Source organism: Pseudomonas saxonica (genome assembly GCF_007858365.1).
GTDB classification, from domain to species: domain Bacteria; phylum Pseudomonadota; class Gammaproteobacteria; order Pseudomonadales; family Pseudomonadaceae; genus Aquipseudomonas; species Aquipseudomonas saxonica.
Genome location: NZ_VFIO01000008.1, coordinates 96,481 through 114,701, shown reverse-complemented (window position 1 = coordinate 114,701; position 18,221 = coordinate 96,481). Strand labels below are relative to the sequence as shown.

Here is an 18,221-nt window from a genome sequence, read left to right as displayed (position 1 = left end):
CATGTCTGGCGTTCAGTGACTCACAGCAGCGGCGCGACCGCTTGCTGCTCACGCGGCCAGGCGTCGAGTACGGCCTTGAACAAGGTCGCCAGCGGGATTGCAAAAAACACCCCCCAGAAGCCCCACAACCCGCCAAACAACAGCACGGCGCAAATGATTGCCACCGGGTGCAGGCTCACTGCCTCGGAGAACAACAACGGCACCAGCACGTTGCCATCCAGGGTCTGAATGATCCCGTACACCGCCATCAGGTAAATGAACTGATCGCTCCAGCCCCACTGAAACAGCGCGATCAACAGCACCGGCACCGTGACGACCACCGCACCCACATAGGGCACCACCACTGAAACCCCCACCAGCAATGCCAGCAAAGCCGCGTAATTAAGCCCCATCGTCACGAAAGCGATGTAGGTCACACCGCCGCAAATAAAGATTTCGATGACCTTGCCGCGAATGTAGTTGGCAATCTGGCGGTTCATTTCTTCGGCGACACGGGTAATCAGCGCCCGCTCACGAGGCAAGTAACCCCGCGCCCAACGACCAATCAGTGAGCGGTCTTTAAGAAAGAAAAACACCAGAATCGGCACCAGCACCAAATAGATCATGATGTTGACCAACAGTGGCAAGCTGGACAGGGAAAAGGTAAGGGCCAATTGACCGAATTTTCCTATTTCGCTGCGGGCCACTTCGATGGCTTGCAGGACTTGTTCATCCGATACCAAATGCGGGTAGCGCTCCGGCAACAGCAGTAACAGCGACTGCCACTTGGCAAGCATGCCAGGCAGCTCGTTGAACAGCGTGATCAACTGGTGCCACAGCAACGGCAACACCACCACCAGAAACACCAGCAACAACCCCATAAACAGCGCAAACACCAACCCGACAGCCGCCGCTGCGGGCACTCGCAGGCGCTCCAGCGCAACCACCAGCCCCTGCATCAAATAGGCCAGTACCATACCTGCCAAAACCGGCGCCAACATGCCACCCAAAGTCAGTACAGCGGTGAAGGCCAGCACCAGAAGTACCGCCAGCACCACGGCCTCCTCATCTGAAAAGTAGCGCTGAACCCAACCACGTAGCACTTTGAACATCAGTTTTCCTCAGAAGAACGCTGCGCAGGCTTCAAGCCTTTCGCAGCCAATAACGATAAGTGCCGGCATCGACATGTTCATGCAACATCTCATGCCCGGCCAAACGCACGAACGTACGAAAGTCGCGCACAGAGCCTGCGTCGGTAGCGATGACTTTAAGCGTCTGACCACTGAGCATTTTGTTCAGGGTCATCTTGGCTTTGAGCAATGGCAACGGGCAGTTCAAGCCTGACGTATCCAGCTCAACGTCATGGGCGAAGGTTTCATTCATGAAGGATTCCTCTGAAGTGGGCCTTTTGCGGCCGGCTAGAATACCCCAAGCCGAGCCGCTACTGGTCGCCAGCCACGTGTGCAGCTACAGTAAGCGCTTTACCGACCAGAGCTTTGTGCATGACTTTTCTGCGCCCGACCTTGTTGACGCTCGCTTGCCTGCTCGCATCACCGAGTTTCGCCGACGATTTACCGTCTCTGGGTGACGCCAGCTCGTCCGTTGTCTCCCCACAACAAGAGTACCAACTGGGCCGCGCATGGTTGAGCATGCTGCGCGGGCAGGTGTCACAACTCAACGATCCGCAGCTCAAGGATTACGTTGAAACCAGCGTTTATAAGCTGGTTGAAACCAGTCAAGTACAAGACCGCCGTCTTGAGTTCATTCTGATCAACAGCCCGCAGCTCAACGCCTTTGCCGCACCGGGCGGAATCATCGGGGTCAACGGCGGGTTGTTTCTCAATGCTCAAACCGAAGGTGAATACGCCTCGGTACTGGCTCACGAATTGGCTCACTTATCACAACGTCACTTCGCGCGCGGCGTGGAAGCCCAACAACGCATGCAGCTGCCGATGATGGCCGCCCTGCTGGCCGGGATCGTGGCCGCCGCTGCAGGTGCAGGTGACGCCGGCATTGCCGCTATTGCCAGCACTCAGGCCGCAGCCCTGCAAGAGCAACGGCGTTTCTCGCGACAAAATGAACAAGAGGCCGACCGCATCGGCCTGCTCAATCTGGAAAAAGCCGGCTACGACCCGCGTTCCATGCCCACCATGTTTGAGCGCTTGATGCGTCAATATCGTTTTGATTCAAGGCCGCCCGAGTTCCTGCTGACTCACCCGGTAACCGAATCGCGTATCGCCGACACCCGCAACCGTGCTGAGCAAGCCCGGCCCGGCGGTACGGAAGACAGCCTGCGTTACCAGTTGATTCGCGCACGCGTGCAGCTCAATTACGAAGAAACACCCGGCATTGCGGCCAAGCGCTTTCGCCAGCAGCTGGACGAAAATCCGAAGAACGATGTTGCCCGTTATGGTCTGGCGATCGCCCAAATAAAAGGCAGCCAGTTCAACGATGCGCGCGCCAATCTAAAGGTGCTGTTGGACAAGTCGCCCAACGACATCACCTACAACCTGGCGCAAATCGAGCTGGACATGGCCAACAACCGACTGGATGAAGCTCAGCAACGGGTTGATCGCATGCGTACGTTGTATCCGGGCAATTACCCGCTCAACCAGATGCGCGTAGATCTGTTGCTCAAGCAAAACAAACCGAAGGAAGCGGACAAGGCGCTGGAAGCCCTGCTCAAAAGCCGTCCCGACGACCCGGATGTCTGGTACTCGGTGGCTGAAACACGAGGTTTGTCGGGCAACATTATTGGCTTGCATCAGGCGCGGGCAGAATATTTTGCGTTGGTAGGGGATTACCGACAGGCCATTCAACAACTGGATTATGCCCAGAAGCTGACGAACAACTTCCAGCTGTCAGCAAGGCTGGATGCGCGCAAGCGCGAGCTGATGGATCAGGAGCGGGCGCTCAAAGAAATGATGAACTGACTGGAAAGCCCCTCACCCTAGCCCTCTCCCAAAGGGAGAGGGAACCGATTAGTGTTGATCTTAAGCCCCCTCTACCTTTGGGAGAGGGAACTGATTAGTGTCGATCTTAAGCCCCCTCTCCCTTTGGGAGAGGGTTGGGGCTCAGGCATTCCCCGCCAGTTTCAAACGAGCAGCCTGGGTAAAGTCCAACATCCGTTTAAGGGGTCGCACAGCATTCGGCACCAAGGCCGGATCGACAAATATCTCGTTTGTCCCCTGCTGCAGACACTCAAGCGTGCGCTCAAGGGTATTCATGGCCATCCACGGGCAATGCGCGCAACTGCGGCACGCTGCGCCATTACCGGCCGTGGGCGCTTCAATAAACACCTTGTCCGGGCACAGCTGCTGCATTTTGTAAAAAATGCCGCGATCCGTGGCCACGATAAACGTCTTGTTCGGCAGGTTTTGCGCCGCTGCGATCAACTGACTGGTCGAACCCACCGCATCAGCCAGATCAATGACCGCCTCCGGTGACTCCGGGTGCACCAGAATCGCAGCATCAGGGTACAACGCCTTCATGTCTTCAAGCTGCTTGGACTTGAACTCTTCATGGACGATGCACGCGCCATCCCACAGCAGCATGTCGGCGCCCGTCTGACGCTGGATGTAACGGCCCAAATGCTTGTCCGGGCCCCAGATGATGGTTTCACCGTTGTCCATCAGGCTTTCGACGATTTCCAGTGCACAGCTTGAAGTCACTACCCAATCAGCACGCGCTTTAACCGCCGCCGACGTATTGGCATACACCACCACCGTGCGCTCAGGGTGCTGGTCGCAAAAAGCCGAAAACTCTTTGACCGGGCACCCCAGATCCAGCGAGCACGTAGCTTCGAGGGTCGGCATCAGAATGCGTTTTTCAGGGGTCAGGATCTTCGCCGTCTCACCCATAAAACGCACACCGGCCACCAGAATCGTCTTGGCCGAATGCGCCGCACCGAAACGCGCCATCTCAAGGGAATCGGACACACAACCGCCCGTCTCTTCGGCCAGGGCCTGAATCACCGGGTCACAGTAAAAGTGGGCCACCAGCACCGCGTCGCGGGCTTTAAGTTCAGCCGCAATCGCAGCGCGCAGTGTGGCCTCTTGAGCCTCAGTCAACGGTTTGGGTTGCTTGGCATCCAGATGGGCTTGAACCAGAAGTCGTTCAGAAATTTGCGTCATGTTCGCAAGACCTGCAAGCGCTAGTGCGCGAAAGTCGAGTGTACCACCGGCTCTGGACCTTTCGAGTCCGGCCGGGAGAGTGTGTGTTATCAGGCACGGATGATCTATTGCGCGCGCAAGGCTACAGAATATGCAGGCGATTCAAAAGTTTAATGTGGTGTGGACGAAGGCTTGAGGGTCGCTGATGCCGACAGACGTCGTCGGCATCAGACAAAGGGAATGCAGATTTATGAAAGGGTTGCCAATACGAGGTCAGCCACGGCGCCACCCGAAGCAGGATTCTGGCCCGTCACCAAGCACTGGTCTTCAAGGGCAAACGGGGCCCACGGCTTATCGGCTTTTTGATAGTGAGCGCCGCGTTTGACCAACTCTGTTTCGGTCAAATAGGGCACCACTTTATCCAGCCCCACCAACGCTTCCTCTTCGTTGGAGAACCCGGTTACCCGCTTGTCCTTGATCAGCAATTGGCCGTCGGAGAGTGTGATATTGAGCAAACCGACAGCGCCATGGCACACCGACGAAACCACACCGCCCTTTTCGTAAATATGTCGACTCAGCGCCTGCAACGGTTCGTTATCCGGGAAATCCCAGATCACGCCATGACCGCCAGCGTAATAGATCGCCACGTAGTCGTCCGGCTTGACCTGATCAGGCCGCAGCGTCGCGCCCAGGCGATTCATGAAGGCTTTGTTGTGATACCACTCCCAATCCATTTCAGACGTCATGTCTTCGGCCAGGCTGTGCGGATCGATGGGCGTGTAGCCACCTTGCGGACTGACGTAATCGACCTCATACCCGGCCGCTTCGACCTTCTGCACAAAATGCACCGCTTCGCCCAGCCACAAGCCCGTGGGCCGCTTAAGGTCGGGGTATTTTTCAACACTGGTCAGTACCACGAGTATCTTCTTGCTCATCGTTAGCCTCCTGAGTTTCGGGTCTGATCCCGCCGAAGAGCCCACCGGCAGGTGTGGCTCTGGAGCATAGACCACCGGTAGACCCCACTCGGATATTGGCGTTCCCCCTGCCTGCCCACACAGACGCCCATAGAAGAAGAACGAAAGCCCTTCCAGCGCAAATGCAAATCTTGCGCAAATGGCAACAATTACTATTTACATGCGCGAATAAGTCTCTAGTATCGCCCTTCCCTCGTTTCCCTTTGCAGGCCTGCGCGATGCTCTTTCCCTTTACCTCTTCGTTGACAGGTGCTCTGGCACTGAGTTTCTCTGCGGCCGCTCTGGCGGCCCAAGACACGCCAAGCCCATTGACACTCGGTGAGGTGAAGATCAACGCCGAAAGCGGCGTTGCGGGAACAGCCACCACCGAGGGCAGTGGTTCATTCACCACGGGGGCCATGAGCACAGCGGTCGGCCTGCCGCTGTCAATCCGCGAAACCCCACAATCGGTCAGTGTGATCACCCGCCAACGCATGGATGATCAGGGCATGAATGACCTTAACGATGTGGTCAAGTACGCGCCCGGTATCACCCTGCGCAAGTTCGGCGGCGACCGCCAACAGTTTTTGGCGCGCGGTTTCAGCATCGACAACCTTATGTACGACGGGCTGCCCACCACACTCAGTTCCTTCACGCTCGATACGGTCGCCGGGGCAGATCTGGCGATGTACGACCGTGTGGAGGTCGTGCGCGGTGCCACTGGACTGATGACCGGCGCTGGCAGCCCCTCTGCAACGCTTAATCTGGTGCGCAAACGCCCTACCGCCACGCCGCAGGTCAGCATCACCACCAGCGCAGGCAGTTGGGACCGTTATCGCACGCAGGTCGATGCGTCTAACAGGCTCAACGAGTCAGGCACCCTGCGCGGTCGAATCGTGGCGGCTTATGAGGACGATAAAAGTTATATCGATGTGCGCGCGAAACAGCGGCAGACTTTTTATGGTGTTGTCGAGGCCGACCTGAGCGACGCCACAACCTGGACCCTTGGCGCCTCCAAGCAGCGAGACGATGCCACCTCGGACTGGGGGAGCCTGCCCGCAGGCCCGAATGGCGAATACCTGCACCTGCCGCGTTCAACCTTCTTGAGCAATGACTGGGCGTACTGGGACCGCGACAACGTAACCCTGTTCACCGACCTCACCACGCGCTTCGACAACGGCTGGACCTCAAGACTGGCCTTCGCCAAGGTGTGGGCCGAATCCAATACCTTTTCCAGCTACTTGAGTGCGGTCAAAGGCGGCGGGTTTGCCCAATCATCGGGGCAATATGACACCACCGATGTACAGACCAACCTGGACGGTTCTCTTTCCGGCCCCTTCCAATTGTTTGGGCGCGAACATGAGTTGACGGTAGGCGCGAGCCGTCGTCAGGAAAAGTTCGATCAAAAAGGGGGGTTCTGGTCCAAGGCCATTCCCATAGACATCTACAACTTCGATCCCGGCGTCATTCCCAAGCCGGACATTGCCGATCGCACCCCGTATCAAAGCCAGAATACGGCGACCGAAGAAGGCATTTATGCGGCAGCACGTTTCAACCCCTTTGACCCGCTGCACGTGATTATCGGCACCCGGCTGAGCTGGTACGACTACGACAACCGTTCAGGCGCAGGGGACTATAAAGTCACCCAGCAAGTCACGCCTTACGCAGGGGTTATCTACGACCTTAACGAGACTTACTCGGTCTACGCCAGCTACACCGAAATATTCAAACCACAAACGCAACAGGATGTCGCGGGTTCCGTGCTCCAACCCATGACCGGTGAAAGCTATGAAGTGGGCATCAAGGGCGAATACTTCGACGGCGAGCTAAATGCCTCGCTGGCGCTGTTCGACATGACTCAGGAAAACCGCGCTTATGCGCTTGATACCCAGCCCGCCAACTGCCTTGCAACCAACCGCACCTGCTACGAGGCCGCAGGCGAAGTGCGAAGCCGGGGCCTGGATGCAGAGATCAGTGGCGCCCTCACCCCGGACTGGCAAGCTTCAGCCGCTTACACACTGGTACTGAGCCAGTACGTCAAAGACAAGGCGTTTGACAAAGGTAACCTGTTCGCTCCCAACCAACCCAAGCATCTGTTCAAGGCCGCGACCACTTACCACTTGCAAGGCAACTTGCACAAAGCCCGCATCGGTGCGGACGTACTGGCTCAAAGCAAGACCTATGGTCGGGTCGGCAATGGCCATGCAGAGCAAGGTGCCTACGGGGTGGTTGGCCTCATGGCAGGGTATCGACTGGATGAGCACTGGGATGCACGGGTTAACCTCAATAACGTGCTTGACCAAAAATACTGGCAAGGCATCCCCACAGCCAGTGGCAGCGGGACCTATGGTGATCCGCGTAACGTGATGTTTTCGCTCAAGTGGACGCTATAAACGGATCAAACGCCTGAATCGTCCGGCACTCAGTGCGACAGGTTATAGCGCCCGGTATTTTGTCGAATATCGGGCTTGATCGGCCCCGATTGCTGACTGAACACAAAGGTGCCTCGCCGGCCGGTCTCACACACCAGTGTCAGGGTGTAATGCACAGGCTCGCCTTGATAGACCTCCTGCATGACCAACTGCCCCAGGTCATGGGCATATTTGCGATACACATAGTCACCGCTGGACATCACCTCCGTGCCCAGCACTTCGAGCTGGTAACGCCCCTCATCCAGCTTCAACCGCAGCAAATTACCGGCGTTAGGGTTACTGGGGGAGTAGTGAGGGTCGGCCACATTGATCATGGTTTTACCCACCAGTGAAGCCGGCACGTCGCAGTTGGCCGCTGCCTGTGAAGCGAGTGAAACCAGGAGTGAGCAGGTAATAAGGCGAGTTAGCATTGGAAAATCCCCACGGCTTGAAAAGAAGCAGCCTATGAGCCAACGCGACTGTCGTCGCGCTGGAAGTTTTTACCAATCGTAAAATCCCAAACCATTGCCCCCTGTGTTCAAGGCGCTATGCAGACTTTTGCGGCCGCGGGGTCTTTCGGCACAAACGAGTCCTGCGCGCCCGGTTTCAGCACCACATAGCCACGACGCCATGGCTGGTCGTCGACCATCTTCCAGCGATGGCCTGAGCCGGTATTGTCTTCGGCCACCAGCACCTCACCCGGGTGCAAGGTGAATGTCTCACCGCCGCGCGTCTCGAATGCCAACGTGCCCGATAATGTGATGACGTATTGCGGCTCGGGGTCGTTGTGCCAGTCATAGGCCGCATGCGCCGGGGTCTGCTTGAAGTGAATCGAGGTCACGTCATTGCGCATGTTCTGGTCAATGGTGCCCTCCACCACATGCGAGGCTTTATCAGCCCCCGTACAGAGTTTGAACGCCTTGATGGTGTCGGTCCCGGAGGGGGCCGCTTGAGCACCACTCAAGGCGGCAAAGGTGAGTGCGATAACCCCCGCCGTGCTCAGGCCTAACCGCTGAATGGAGAAATGCCGGGGCGAGTGTCTTAGTGGCTGCATGGGACGGGGTTGCCTCGTGTGTGGATGAATATTCGCTATCGTCGTCTCGGGCCAGTATCGGGACAACTAACAAATAATTCATTAAACGAAGTGTTCCGCGAGCGCCGGCATGGGCGCGCACAGACCCCAAGCTTGAATCGCTGACCAGGGCACGGTCGGTTGCGCACCCGGCATCGATTTCAGCCCAACAGTTCAGTAATCCACCGGGCCTGTTGAGCAACCTCGTGCACTTTCACGTCTGGCACGGCCTGCCGCGCCTTGGCGAACTGCGCCAGGGTCTGCTGTTTATGGCGCAATATGCGCTGCCACTTGCTCAGAAACACAGGGCTACGCGCCTGCATCTGCAAGGGCCCGAAGTACAACTCCTCGGCGCTATACACCACCGGCCCGGCACGCTCGGCGACGATGATTTCGTAGTAGAAGCTGTTCTCACTGAGCAGTTCTTCGCTAACGATGCGGTAACTGTTTTCCATCAACCATTGGCGCAAAGGCTGCTCGCCGCCGTTGGGCTGCAGGATCAAACGCTCTTGGCCGCTCAGACGCGCTTTGCCGTTTTCAAGGATGTCGCGGATAGTTTCACCGCCCATGCCGCACAGACTGATCGCCGTAATGTCGTCTTGCGGCTCAATCGCCTCAAGACCGTTGGCCCTGCGCACAGTGATCTGCTTTTCGAGACCGTTGTCGCGCACGGTGCGCTGCGCTGCGTGAAACGGCGTCAAAGCCACCTCCCCTGCCACCGCCGCCGCAATCAGTCCCCGGCGCATTAAGGCCACCGGCAAATAGCCGTGATCCGAGCCGATATCTGCTAACCGCGCACCGGCTGGCATATGTGCCGCCACCCGCTCAAGGCGCATGGACAAGGTGTGTTGATTCACAGCAAATCCTTAATGTTCACGAATGTCTGACATCACCACCATCACTTCAGCGTCAGCCCCGTCGTCACTTTCTGACAGGTAAATATGGCCAATGGCGCTGTTGAAATAAGCCGTTTCACGGTTACCGATGCTGACTGACTCTCCGGTTTCGAATTGAATGCGCACTCGCCCGGCAAGGACAACGGCAAACTCTTGCCCGGGATGACGGATGAAGTCCTCGAATTGCGTCATATCCCGGGCACTGATCCGCGCATACATGGGCGTCATCGTGCGAGCCGGAAAATCCCCCGCCATCGGGTAATAGTCGTAAGTCCCCGTGCTGTAACCCGCCGCGCTGTCGATGGTCGAGCAGACCACTGTCGGCTGTGCGGCCCCTGGCGCCAGCTGAATCGGGCTGAAGAGCTGAGCAATATCAACACCCAGGGCACGTGCCGCTGCGGCGAGCTTTTCGTAACTGACCGACACTTGCGCCAGTTCCATTTTCGATAAGGTCGACAACGCTACGCCGCAGCGCTCGGACAATTGCTTGAGCGTTAATTTCTGATGTTTACGGATATCGCGCAATCGCGCACCGACTTGCGTGCGATCTATCGGTGGCTGGGCCTGATGGCCCGAAGCGGACGAGTTTCGATCAGAACTCATACGAACTCTCCAGGGTAAAAATAGCCGCACAGTATATAGCCGAACCGGCGCGGGCCGCATGACCTAGGGATAAGGGTTGACTGGATAATTCTCATATCTTACATTTCTCTCATATGAGAATTTAAGCGCCTACCCGTAATCTTCTTCTTGCCCCCCTACCCGAAGGAAATAGTTGGCATGCATGACAGCGAGTGTTTCGATTTCGCCGTAATCGGCGCCGGTATCGCGGGAGCCTCAGTGGCGTATCGCCTGGCAGCCCATGCCCGTGTTGTGGTGTTGGAGCGCGAAAGCCAGCCGGGTTATCACTCCACCGGTCGTTCCGCTGCGATGTTTATGGAAAATTACGGAACGCCGCAAGTCCAGGCATTGACCCGCGCCAGCCGGGGTTTTTATGAACAGCCACCGGCCGCCTTTACTGAGCACGCCCTGCTGGAGCCACGCGGCTGTTTATATATTGCCGGCGCAGAACAACGCGACTTATTGGACAAGGCTTACCAAGCCAGCAAAGCCCGAGCAGGCAAGGTGTCATTGATTGATACCGCCCAAGCATTGGAGTGGGTTCCGTGCCTGCGCCCGGAAGCCGTCGTCGGCGCGATGCTGGAAACCGAGGCCCGAGACCTGGATGTAGATGCGCTGCATCAAGGCTTTTTGCGGGGCATGAGCCGTAGCGGCGGTGTGTTGCAGTGCAATGCACAACTGACTGGCGCTATCCGGGCCAACGATCACTGGCAATTGACCCTGGACGATGGCCGTCAAATACGGGCGCGTAATCTGGTCAATGCCGCAGGTGCCTGGGCCGACCAAGTGGCCGTGCTGTGTGGCGTCAAACCCGTGGGCTTACTGCCTTGTCGGCGAAGTGCTTTTACTTTCGACGGGCCTGAAGGAGTGGATTTCTCGCGCTGGCCGGCCGTCATAGGGATCGACGAGAGCTTCTACTTTAAGCCCGATGCCGGTCAGCTCCTGGGTTCCCCCGCCAATGCCGACCCCGTGGTGCCACACGATGTAATGCCCGAAGAGCTGGACATTGCCACCGGAATTTTCCACATCGAAGCCGCCACCACCTTATCTATCCGCCGGCCTCGACACACATGGGCGGGGCTGCGCTCATTCGTTTCCGACGGCGATCTGGTAGTGGGTTGGGACAATCACTGCGAAGGTTTCTTCTGGCTGGCCGCACAAGGCGGCTACGGCATCCAGTCTGCGGCTGGGGTTTCGCAACTGGCGTGCGCCCAACTGCTCAATCAACCCCTGCCGCAAACCCTGCGCGAACACGGGGTCGACCCGCAGCGCATGGCCCCTGCCCGACTGCGTTAACCATTCTTTCTAACCGAGGCTCATCACCATGTCTGACCATCTTCAGCGATTCCCTAGCCACCTGCCTTACCCGTTTTCCAAAGCGATCCGGGTGGGTGATTTCCTCTTTCTGTCCGGCCAAATCCCCATGAACCCCCAGGGCGAGGTCGTGCATGGCGACATCGGTGAGCAAACCGAAGCGGCAATGGCGCGTATCGGAGAAACCCTGGTCGAGTGCGGCGCGGGGTTTGATCAAGTGGTCAAGACCACGGTATGGCTATCGGACATGAAGCATTTCGCTGGTTTCAACGAAGTTTACAAGCGTCACTTCCAGAATGGCTTCCCGGTGCGCTCCACCGTCGGTGCGCAACTGGCGCTGGGGGTCGATGTGGAAATCGAAGTCCAGGCGTGGGTCGGCACGCGCTAATCCTCTTTGCCCATTTGCCATTGCGATGGCCCGTGGCGCTGCAAGTCCCCACAAAAACAACTCAAGGGCAATCGCATGAAAGACAGCGTGAAAATAGCCGGCGCATTCGTCGGTGTAATCGTCGGCGCCGGGTTTGCATCCGGCCGCGAGTTGCTGTTGATGTTCGCTAACTTCGGTGTTTGGGGATTGCTCGGCGCAGTGGTCAGCGCTGCGCTGTTCACGTTCCTCGGCATGGCGCTGGCGGGTATGGGCAGCCGGCTGCGAGCCCAGTCACATAAAGATGTCGTGTATGCATTGTGTGGACGCCACCTGGGCGCCGGCGTCGACATCATGATCACCTTCTTCATGTTTGCGGTGACGGTGGTCATGCTGGCTGGTGGCGGCGCCTTGCTGGAGCAGCAATTCGCCATTCCCGCCCTCTACGGCAGCGTGGCGGTCACAGTGATCGTGGTCACTATCGTGTGCCTGGATGTGCACAAGGTCATTGGCCTGATCGGCGCGGTGACACCGTTCTTGATTCTCACGGCAGTGGCTGTAGCGCTATATGGCGTGGCTACTCGCGACCTGAGCCTGAGCGCCCTGAATCAGCTGGCAAGCCAACAAGAAGCAGGCGCAAGTCATTGGTTGCTGGGGGCGTTACTGTACGTGTCTTATAACATCGTGGCCGGGGTGCCTATTCTGGCGATCATGGGCGGCGCGGCTAAATCCGAGAAACAGGCCGTCTGGGGCGGACTACTAGGCGGGGGGCTACTGGGGCTGCTAATGCTTGTCATGAGCCTGGGATTATTATCGCGCCTGGACAGCGTGGCAGACTTGCCGATGCCGATGCTTTCAATCGCCACTGAAGTCTCCCCGATCCTTGGCCTGATCATGGCTGTGATCATCTTATTGATGATTTTGAACACGGCGGTCGGCACCCTATATTCCTTCTCGGCCAGACTGCTACCGGCTGGCACCCGGCAATTTCGCATCGGCACAGCAGTCGCAGGGGTTCTGGCGTTTGTTGGCAGTCTGGTGGGCTTTATCAGTTTGGTCGGGCAGGTGTACCCGTTGTTCGGTTACCTGGGATTTTTTCTGATTGCCGCAGTCGTCGTGGGGTGGCTGCGCGCAGGACGCTTGGCTGAAAAAGTATCCTGCACCTGACCACTGCAGGTATTGGCTCGCCAAAATCACCAGCCCGCTGGCGCGTGAATACCAAGGAGAAGGCAATGAGCGGTTAACGATCATTGCCTTCTCTCGATACAAATACGGGGCAATGTTTCAAACTGTTATGATTTGAGCCTTAGCAATGCCGGACAGCACACATGAATCGCCGTAAAAAAATCACTCAGCTTCTAAAAGCTCACGCCAAAAAGGCCAGCGCCAAACTGGCGCCAAAAAACAAAGTGAAATACATCAGCAAAGCAGACCGCTTAAAACTGGCCGTTGAAGCTGAGCCAGAACAAACGACACCCACCCAGAGCTGATCGTTACTGCTGGGGGATCAGCCCCGGGGGTACGTCGCAGTGGCTTACAGCAATACACCGCGGATGCGGGCGCCCAGGCGCCAGCACCGCTGCGCGATTAGCCCGTCATGATCGCTGAAACCTGACCTTGTGGGTTTGCTCCCCTCACAGCCAGTACCACCACCAGCATGCCAAGGCCGCATACAGCAGCCGAGATGACAAAGGCCACGTTGTAACCACCGCCATACTGCACAACCAGCCCCGTCAGCGAGGGCGCGATGATGCCCGCCAGATTCGCCAACAGATGAACAAAGCCCCCAGTGCCGCCGACCCGATTCTTGGGCACGATGTCCTGAATCAGAGCCCAGCAGATTTGCGGGGTCACAAACAGGAAAACGCTCGACACCGTGATACAGGCAACGGCCATGCCCAATGAGGCCACTTGGGTGGTGATCAGCACACAGATCGCCGCCACCCCCAGCCCCACTGTGAGCATGATCTTGCGGGCCAGAATCACGTTATTGAGCTTTTTCGCCAAGGCGTCAGTCAGGAAACCTCCCCCAAGAAATCCCACCGCAGCGCCCAACCAAGGCACCATCCCGACGATGCTCATGCTTTTGATATCCAGGTGCTGGTAGTCCATCAAATAGCTTGGCAACCAGGTGAGGAAAAAATACAGCACGTAGTTAAAGCAGAAAAATGCCGTCGCGACGGCCAGCACCGGGGCGCTGAAAATATAACTGACCAGGCTGCGACCTTCCTCAACATGCTCAACCAGCACCTCCTGACGGCTGGAGCGAATCAATTCACGCTCAGCCTCGCTGACTTTAGGGTGTTGCTCGGGGGTGTCCTTGAAGATCATCAACCAGGCCACCAGCCACAATGCTCCCAGCGCAGCGATGACCAAAAACGAGACTCGCCAGCCAAAATTGAAGGCCACCAACCCCACGACCGGCCCCGCCAATGCCGCACCCAAGGGTTGACCGCAATTGGTAAAGCCCAATGCACGGCCCGCTTCTTCTCGGGGAAACCAGTTGGTAATCGCCTTGTTGGTCGTGGTGCCCATCGGCCCTTCGCCCATGCCGAACAACACCCGAAACACCAACAACTGAACGTAACCGGTGATGACTGCGGTTAAACCGCAGAACAACGACCAGCTTCCTGCTGCCCAGGCAAACACCCTTTTGGGGCCGTATTTGTCCGCCGCCCAACCGCCAATAAAGCACAGCGCGCAGTAACCAATAAAAAAGGAGCTGAAGATAAAGCCCATTTGAGCGTCATCAATATGCAACTCGGTTTTGAGCAGCGGTGCGACCACCGAGAGCGCTGCACGATCCAGATAATTAAGCATGCCGGCAAAGAACAACAAGCCTGCAATGCTCCAACGGTATTTGCCTTTCATTTTTATATGGCCTTTTTTATGAGTGGGTACAACTGAGGGCTTACTCGATCAACGCGCGGTCTACGCAATAATCTTCAATCACCTGCACATCCGGACTGAAACCCAACCCGGCACCACGGGGCAGCTCCATGCTCGGTTTAAAAGCCAGTGCCGGGTATAGCAGCCGCTCGAACTCAATAAAGGGCACTTCCAGAGCCACGTCAGGGGTGAGTAATGTGCACAGGTGCGCCACCGCCAACAGCCCCGGGCCAAAGTAAAAACAATGCGGCACAACCTTCACCCGATGGTGTTTAGCCAAGGCAAATACCTGGAGCATGGCGCCGATGCCGCCGATTTTCGCCACGCTAGGTTGTACGATGTCGATCGCTTGTTGCTCAAGCAACGCCTTGATGCCTTCTACCCCCGCCGCATTTTCACCGGCGGAGACAGGCACGCCCACGCGTCGAACTTCAGCCAGCCCGGCCACGTCATCAGGCGGCCAGACGGGCTCCTCCAGCCAGGTCAACTCAAGGTTAAGCAAGCGTTCTGCGATGCTCTGCGCTTGGGCCACAGACCACGGACAGTTCACATCCACCATTAACTCACCCGCAGACACAGGCAGCGCCTCACGGGCCGCCTCAATGGCTTCAACGCGGGTTTCGTGGAGTTTGATTTTGCGAAAGCCCTGCGCGCGGGCGCGGGCAACCTGACGGCGAACTTCGTCAGGATCGTTGCCGTAACTGACCAGGCTGGCGTAAACCTCAAGCGTTCGCCGGGTACCGCCGAGCAGTTGATAAAGCGGCATATCGGCGCTCTGAGCCGCCAGATCCCACAAAGCAATATCAATGCCCGAGAGTGCATAGACCATCGCTCCAGTGGAGCCAAAACCATGGACGGCACGACGCGCCTTTTCCAGGGTGAGCTCACGGTCTTCAAGCCGCGTGCCGATAAACAGAGGCGCGACGACGCTCTTCAACGCCTCAAATGTCACCCCATTGCTACCATGCCCGAACGCTTCACCCCATCCCACCTTTCCTGTGTCGGTGGTGACTTTCAGCATCAGGCTTTGCATCGTGCGATGACTTGGCGACGCCGCATTGAAGGCGTCATCGTCCTTTGCCTGATTGGGCTGCTGTGGCCGCTCAGAGCCAGCCGTGAACGGGATACTAAGGCGTAAGATTTCGATACTGCGAATATTCACAGGTCGGTCCCCCCATTATTATTGGATGTGCGGGTCTGCCGAAAACACAGGTACGTTATCGTACAACATCAAAAATCCAGGGTGAAACAATTTATAACAAGTTGCGTTCACAACCTGCTGCACCGGCTGGTTTTAACGGGGGTTGCAGGTCAGCCCACCGGGGCCGGCTGACCGTATAGGGTTGCCCTTCAGATCGACCGCTGATTGACACGGGCCATCAGTTGCTCAGCCGTTTCCTTGCGCTCTGAGTAACGGTCCACCAACGTTGCCTGCTGATCACGCAACAACAGGGTAAATTTAACCAGCTCTTCCATCACATCCACGAGCCGGTCGTAAAACGGTGATGGCTTCATCCGGCCGCTGTCGTCGAACTCCATATAGGCTTTGGGTACCGAAGACTGATTGGGAATAGTGAACATACGCATCCAGCGGCCCAATACACGCAGTTGGTTGACCACATTGAAGGACTGCGAGCCACCACAGACTTGCATCACCGCCAGGGTTTTGCCCTGTGTGGGACGAACGGCACCCATCTCAAGCGGTATCCAGTCAATCTGTGCCTTGAAAACGGCCGACATTGCGCCATGCCGCTCCGGCGAGCACCAAACCTGACCCTCCGACCACAGCACCAGCTCGCGCAGCTCTTGTACTTTCGGGTGCTCAACCGGGGCATCGTCGGGCAACGGCAAGCCCGAAGGATTGAAGATGCGCACCTGGGCACCGAAATGCTCAAGCAAACGGGCGGCCTCCTCCACCATCAGACGACTGAAAGAGCGTTCGCGGGTTGAGCCGTACAACAACAGAATGCGTGGCGGGTGCTCAGGCCCGGCCGAAGTCGGCCGGCCTTCGAAAAGGGATACATCGAGGTTGGGCAGGTGTTCTGACATGGCTCCTCCTGAAGAGCGTCAAGCATTAAACAGGCGGCGAATGGGTGGGCTCGTCAGCAGCGGGATGCTTCACGAACCGGGCGGCCTTTCATGTGTTGCAGCCGCGAAGTGTTGTCCTCAAGCCATTGCGTATTGGCTTCAAACGTTACGTGCAGCACCTCGCGAACCCACTCGGGAAGATCCGGATTGAGACGGTAATAAACCCACTGACCTTGACGGCGATCCAACAAAAGGCCGCTGCTGCGCAGCTGTGCGAGGTGACGGCTTATTTTGGGTTGGCTGTCGTCAAGCGCGCACATCAGTTCGCACACACACAACTCACCTTGATGAGCTATCAGCAAGGTGGCGCGGGCGCGGGTTTCATCGGACAAGCTCTTGAATACATCGCAGGGTGTGATCATCAGAGGCTCTTTACATGCGGATAACCGAATATACGGATATCCATATATATCTGGCAACCCCTGCGATTCAAACCCCTAGTTCGAACAGACGATGTAGCCCATAGCATCGCCCAGCACAGTTTCTTCATCTATTCGCCTGCCCTTGCAGCGAACGACTGATGACGGAGACAGCATGGGAACGCTTGAAGACCGAGTGGCTATTGTGACCGGCGGCGCCGCGGGCATTGGCCGCGGCATGACACAAGCCTACGCTCGCGCAGGTGCGTATGTGCTGATGGCTGATATTAATGTGGCGGCGGGCGATGAGTGCCTGAGCAACTTGCCTGCCGAGCTGCGCAAGCGGGTCAGTTTCATGCAGGTGGATGTCTGCGATAAAACGCAGGTACAGGCGATGGTGGCTCAAGCGGTCAGTCGTTTTGGGCGCCTGGATATTCTGGTCAACAATGCATGGCGCGGCTCGGGGTTTGCTCGCCTTGAAGAGCAGACCGACGAACAACTGCGCGGTGCTTTTGACATGGCTGTGATGGCGGCCTTCTGGGCCATGCAAGCCGCTCTCCCGCATTTCAAGCAGGCGGGTGCAGGGCGAGTGATTAACCTGTGCTCGCTCAACGGTGTGAATGCACACCTGTACAGCGCCGATTACAACGCCGCCAAAGAGGCACTGCGTACGCTGACCCGTACCGCTGCGCGTGAGTGGGCGCAGTATCAGGTGTGTTGCAACGTTATCTGCCCAGGTGCAGCCAGCGACGCCTATCAACGCTTTGCCCGTCACCATCCTGAGAATGCAGCCGAGATGGCCAAGGCTAACCCCATGGGGCGAATAGGTGATCCGCTGACCGACATTGCTCCGGTGGCGGTTTTCCTCGCCAGTGACGACAGCCGCTACCTCACCGGCAATACGTTGTTTGTCGATGGCGGCGCGCATATCAATGGGGTTCAGTGGGCGCCAAAGCTGGCGTGATACAGGCGGTCGAGATTCACCTGCCGCGTAGCCGCTGACGAGGAACGAAGGCTGCGATCGACGATGCAATCGTCGCAAAAGCTAAACCCCGTCAATGCGAGCATGCCTGATGTACCGAATTGAATGAATTTGCGACGGCTACGCCGCCGATCGCAGCCTCGCGGAGCTCGTCAGCTGCTACACGGACTTAGCACATCCT

At 57.4% G+C, this 18,221-nt stretch carries 19 protein-coding genes; 7 read left to right on the top strand and 12 right to left on the bottom strand.

What is annotated here, in order from left to right:
* Positions 1–20: 20 nt before the first annotated feature.
* On the bottom strand, positions 21–1,091 hold the full coding sequence (locus FJD38_RS18525) for an AI-2E family transporter (protein ID WP_122783177.1): 1,071 nt from the start codon (positions 1,089–1,091) through the stop codon (positions 21–23).
* A gap of 31 nt (positions 1,092–1,122) precedes the next feature.
* Positions 1,123–1,362 (bottom strand): sulfurtransferase TusA family protein, encoded by a 240-nt coding sequence (locus tag FJD38_RS18520; RefSeq protein ID WP_122783176.1) that lies wholly within the window; start codon positions 1,360–1,362, stop codon positions 1,123–1,125.
* Between the two features lie 119 nt (positions 1,363–1,481).
* Here FJD38_RS18520 and FJD38_RS18515 point away from each other — a divergent pair, with 119 nt between their 5' ends.
* Complete coding sequence (locus FJD38_RS18515) at positions 1,482–2,912, top strand: M48 family metalloprotease (protein WP_146386801.1); 1,431 nt, start codon at positions 1,482–1,484, stop codon at positions 2,910–2,912.
* A 141-nt stretch (positions 2,913–3,053) separates the two neighbouring features.
* Here the strand turns inward: FJD38_RS18515 and nadA are convergent, their stop codons facing one another.
* Positions 3,054–4,112, bottom strand: coding sequence for a quinolinate synthase NadA (gene nadA / locus FJD38_RS18510; RefSeq protein WP_122783174.1), 1,059 nt, complete (start codon positions 4,110–4,112; stop codon positions 3,054–3,056).
* A 227-nt stretch (positions 4,113–4,339) separates the two neighbouring features.
* Complete coding sequence (locus FJD38_RS18505; protein ID WP_146386799.1) at positions 4,340–5,026, bottom strand: type 1 glutamine amidotransferase domain-containing protein; 687 nt, start codon at positions 5,024–5,026, stop codon at positions 4,340–4,342.
* A gap of 257 nt (positions 5,027–5,283) precedes the next feature.
* Here FJD38_RS18505 and FJD38_RS18500 point away from each other — a divergent pair, with 257 nt between their 5' ends.
* Positions 5,284–7,437, top strand: a complete 2,154-nt coding sequence (locus tag FJD38_RS18500; RefSeq protein ID WP_146386795.1) for a TonB-dependent siderophore receptor — start codon at positions 5,284–5,286, stop codon at positions 7,435–7,437.
* A gap of 29 nt (positions 7,438–7,466) precedes the next feature.
* On the opposite strand, the gene FJD38_RS18495 is transcribed toward FJD38_RS18500, so the two are convergent.
* The 4 genes from FJD38_RS18495 to FJD38_RS18480 form a co-directional block, all read right to left on the bottom strand.
* Positions 7,467–7,886 (bottom strand): hypothetical protein, encoded by a 420-nt coding sequence (locus FJD38_RS18495; protein ID WP_146386793.1) that lies wholly within the window; start codon positions 7,884–7,886, stop codon positions 7,467–7,469.
* Between the two features lie 107 nt (positions 7,887–7,993).
* Positions 7,994–8,509, bottom strand: a complete 516-nt coding sequence (locus FJD38_RS18490; RefSeq protein ID WP_122783158.1) for a cupin domain-containing protein — start codon at positions 8,507–8,509, stop codon at positions 7,994–7,996.
* 179 nt (positions 8,510–8,688) lie between these two features.
* Entirely contained in the window at positions 8,689–9,384 is a 696-nt protein-coding gene (locus tag FJD38_RS18485; protein ID WP_122783157.1) for a tRNA (adenine(22)-N(1))-methyltransferase, read from the bottom strand.
* A gap of 9 nt (positions 9,385–9,393) precedes the next feature.
* On the bottom strand, positions 9,394–10,026 hold the full coding sequence (locus FJD38_RS18480; protein ID WP_122783156.1) for a helix-turn-helix domain-containing protein: 633 nt from the start codon (positions 10,024–10,026) through the stop codon (positions 9,394–9,396).
* A 177-nt stretch (positions 10,027–10,203) separates the two neighbouring features.
* Here FJD38_RS18480 and FJD38_RS18475 point away from each other — a divergent pair, with 177 nt between their 5' ends.
* The 4 genes from FJD38_RS18475 to FJD38_RS18460 all read left to right on the top strand — a co-directional run bounded on the left by FJD38_RS18475 (position 10,204) and on the right by FJD38_RS18460 (position 13,212).
* A complete protein-coding gene (locus tag FJD38_RS18475) occupies positions 10,204–11,340 on the top strand; it encodes an NAD(P)/FAD-dependent oxidoreductase (protein ID WP_146386791.1) in 1,137 nt (378 codons plus the stop codon).
* 28 nt (positions 11,341–11,368) lie between these two features.
* On the top strand, positions 11,369–11,746 hold the full coding sequence (locus tag FJD38_RS18470) for a Rid family detoxifying hydrolase (protein WP_146386789.1): 378 nt from the start codon (positions 11,369–11,371) through the stop codon (positions 11,744–11,746).
* Between the two features lie 75 nt (positions 11,747–11,821).
* Positions 11,822–12,889 carry a YkvI family membrane protein gene (locus FJD38_RS18465; protein ID WP_146386787.1) on the top strand — a complete coding sequence of 356 codons (1,068 nt, stop codon included), beginning with the start codon at positions 11,822–11,824 and terminating at the stop codon, positions 12,887–12,889.
* 161 nt (positions 12,890–13,050) lie between these two features.
* Entirely contained in the window at positions 13,051–13,212 is a 162-nt protein-coding gene (locus FJD38_RS18460; RefSeq protein ID WP_122783152.1) for a DUF2986 domain-containing protein, read from the top strand.
* 97 nt (positions 13,213–13,309) lie between these two features.
* Here the strand turns inward: FJD38_RS18460 and FJD38_RS18455 are convergent, their stop codons facing one another.
* The 4 genes from FJD38_RS18455 to FJD38_RS18440 all read right to left on the bottom strand — a co-directional run bounded on the left by FJD38_RS18455 (position 13,310) and on the right by FJD38_RS18440 (position 17,061).
* Positions 13,310–14,593 (bottom strand): MFS transporter, encoded by a 1,284-nt coding sequence (locus tag FJD38_RS18455; RefSeq protein WP_146386785.1) that lies wholly within the window; start codon positions 14,591–14,593, stop codon positions 13,310–13,312.
* A gap of 40 nt (positions 14,594–14,633) precedes the next feature.
* On the bottom strand, positions 14,634–15,773 hold the full coding sequence (locus FJD38_RS18450; RefSeq protein WP_146386783.1) for a mandelate racemase/muconate lactonizing enzyme family protein: 1,140 nt from the start codon (positions 15,771–15,773) through the stop codon (positions 14,634–14,636).
* A gap of 188 nt (positions 15,774–15,961) precedes the next feature.
* On the bottom strand, positions 15,962–16,660 hold the full coding sequence (arsH, locus tag FJD38_RS18445; RefSeq protein ID WP_146386781.1) for an arsenical resistance protein ArsH: 699 nt from the start codon (positions 16,658–16,660) through the stop codon (positions 15,962–15,964).
* A 53-nt stretch (positions 16,661–16,713) separates the two neighbouring features.
* A complete protein-coding gene (locus tag FJD38_RS18440; RefSeq protein WP_122783148.1) occupies positions 16,714–17,061 on the bottom strand; it encodes a metalloregulator ArsR/SmtB family transcription factor in 348 nt (115 codons plus the stop codon).
* A gap of 172 nt (positions 17,062–17,233) precedes the next feature.
* On the opposite strand from FJD38_RS18440, the gene FJD38_RS18435 reads away from it, so the two are divergent.
* A complete protein-coding gene (locus FJD38_RS18435; RefSeq protein ID WP_122783147.1) occupies positions 17,234–18,022 on the top strand; it encodes an SDR family NAD(P)-dependent oxidoreductase in 789 nt (262 codons plus the stop codon).
* The last annotated feature ends 199 nt before the right edge of the window (positions 18,023–18,221 follow it).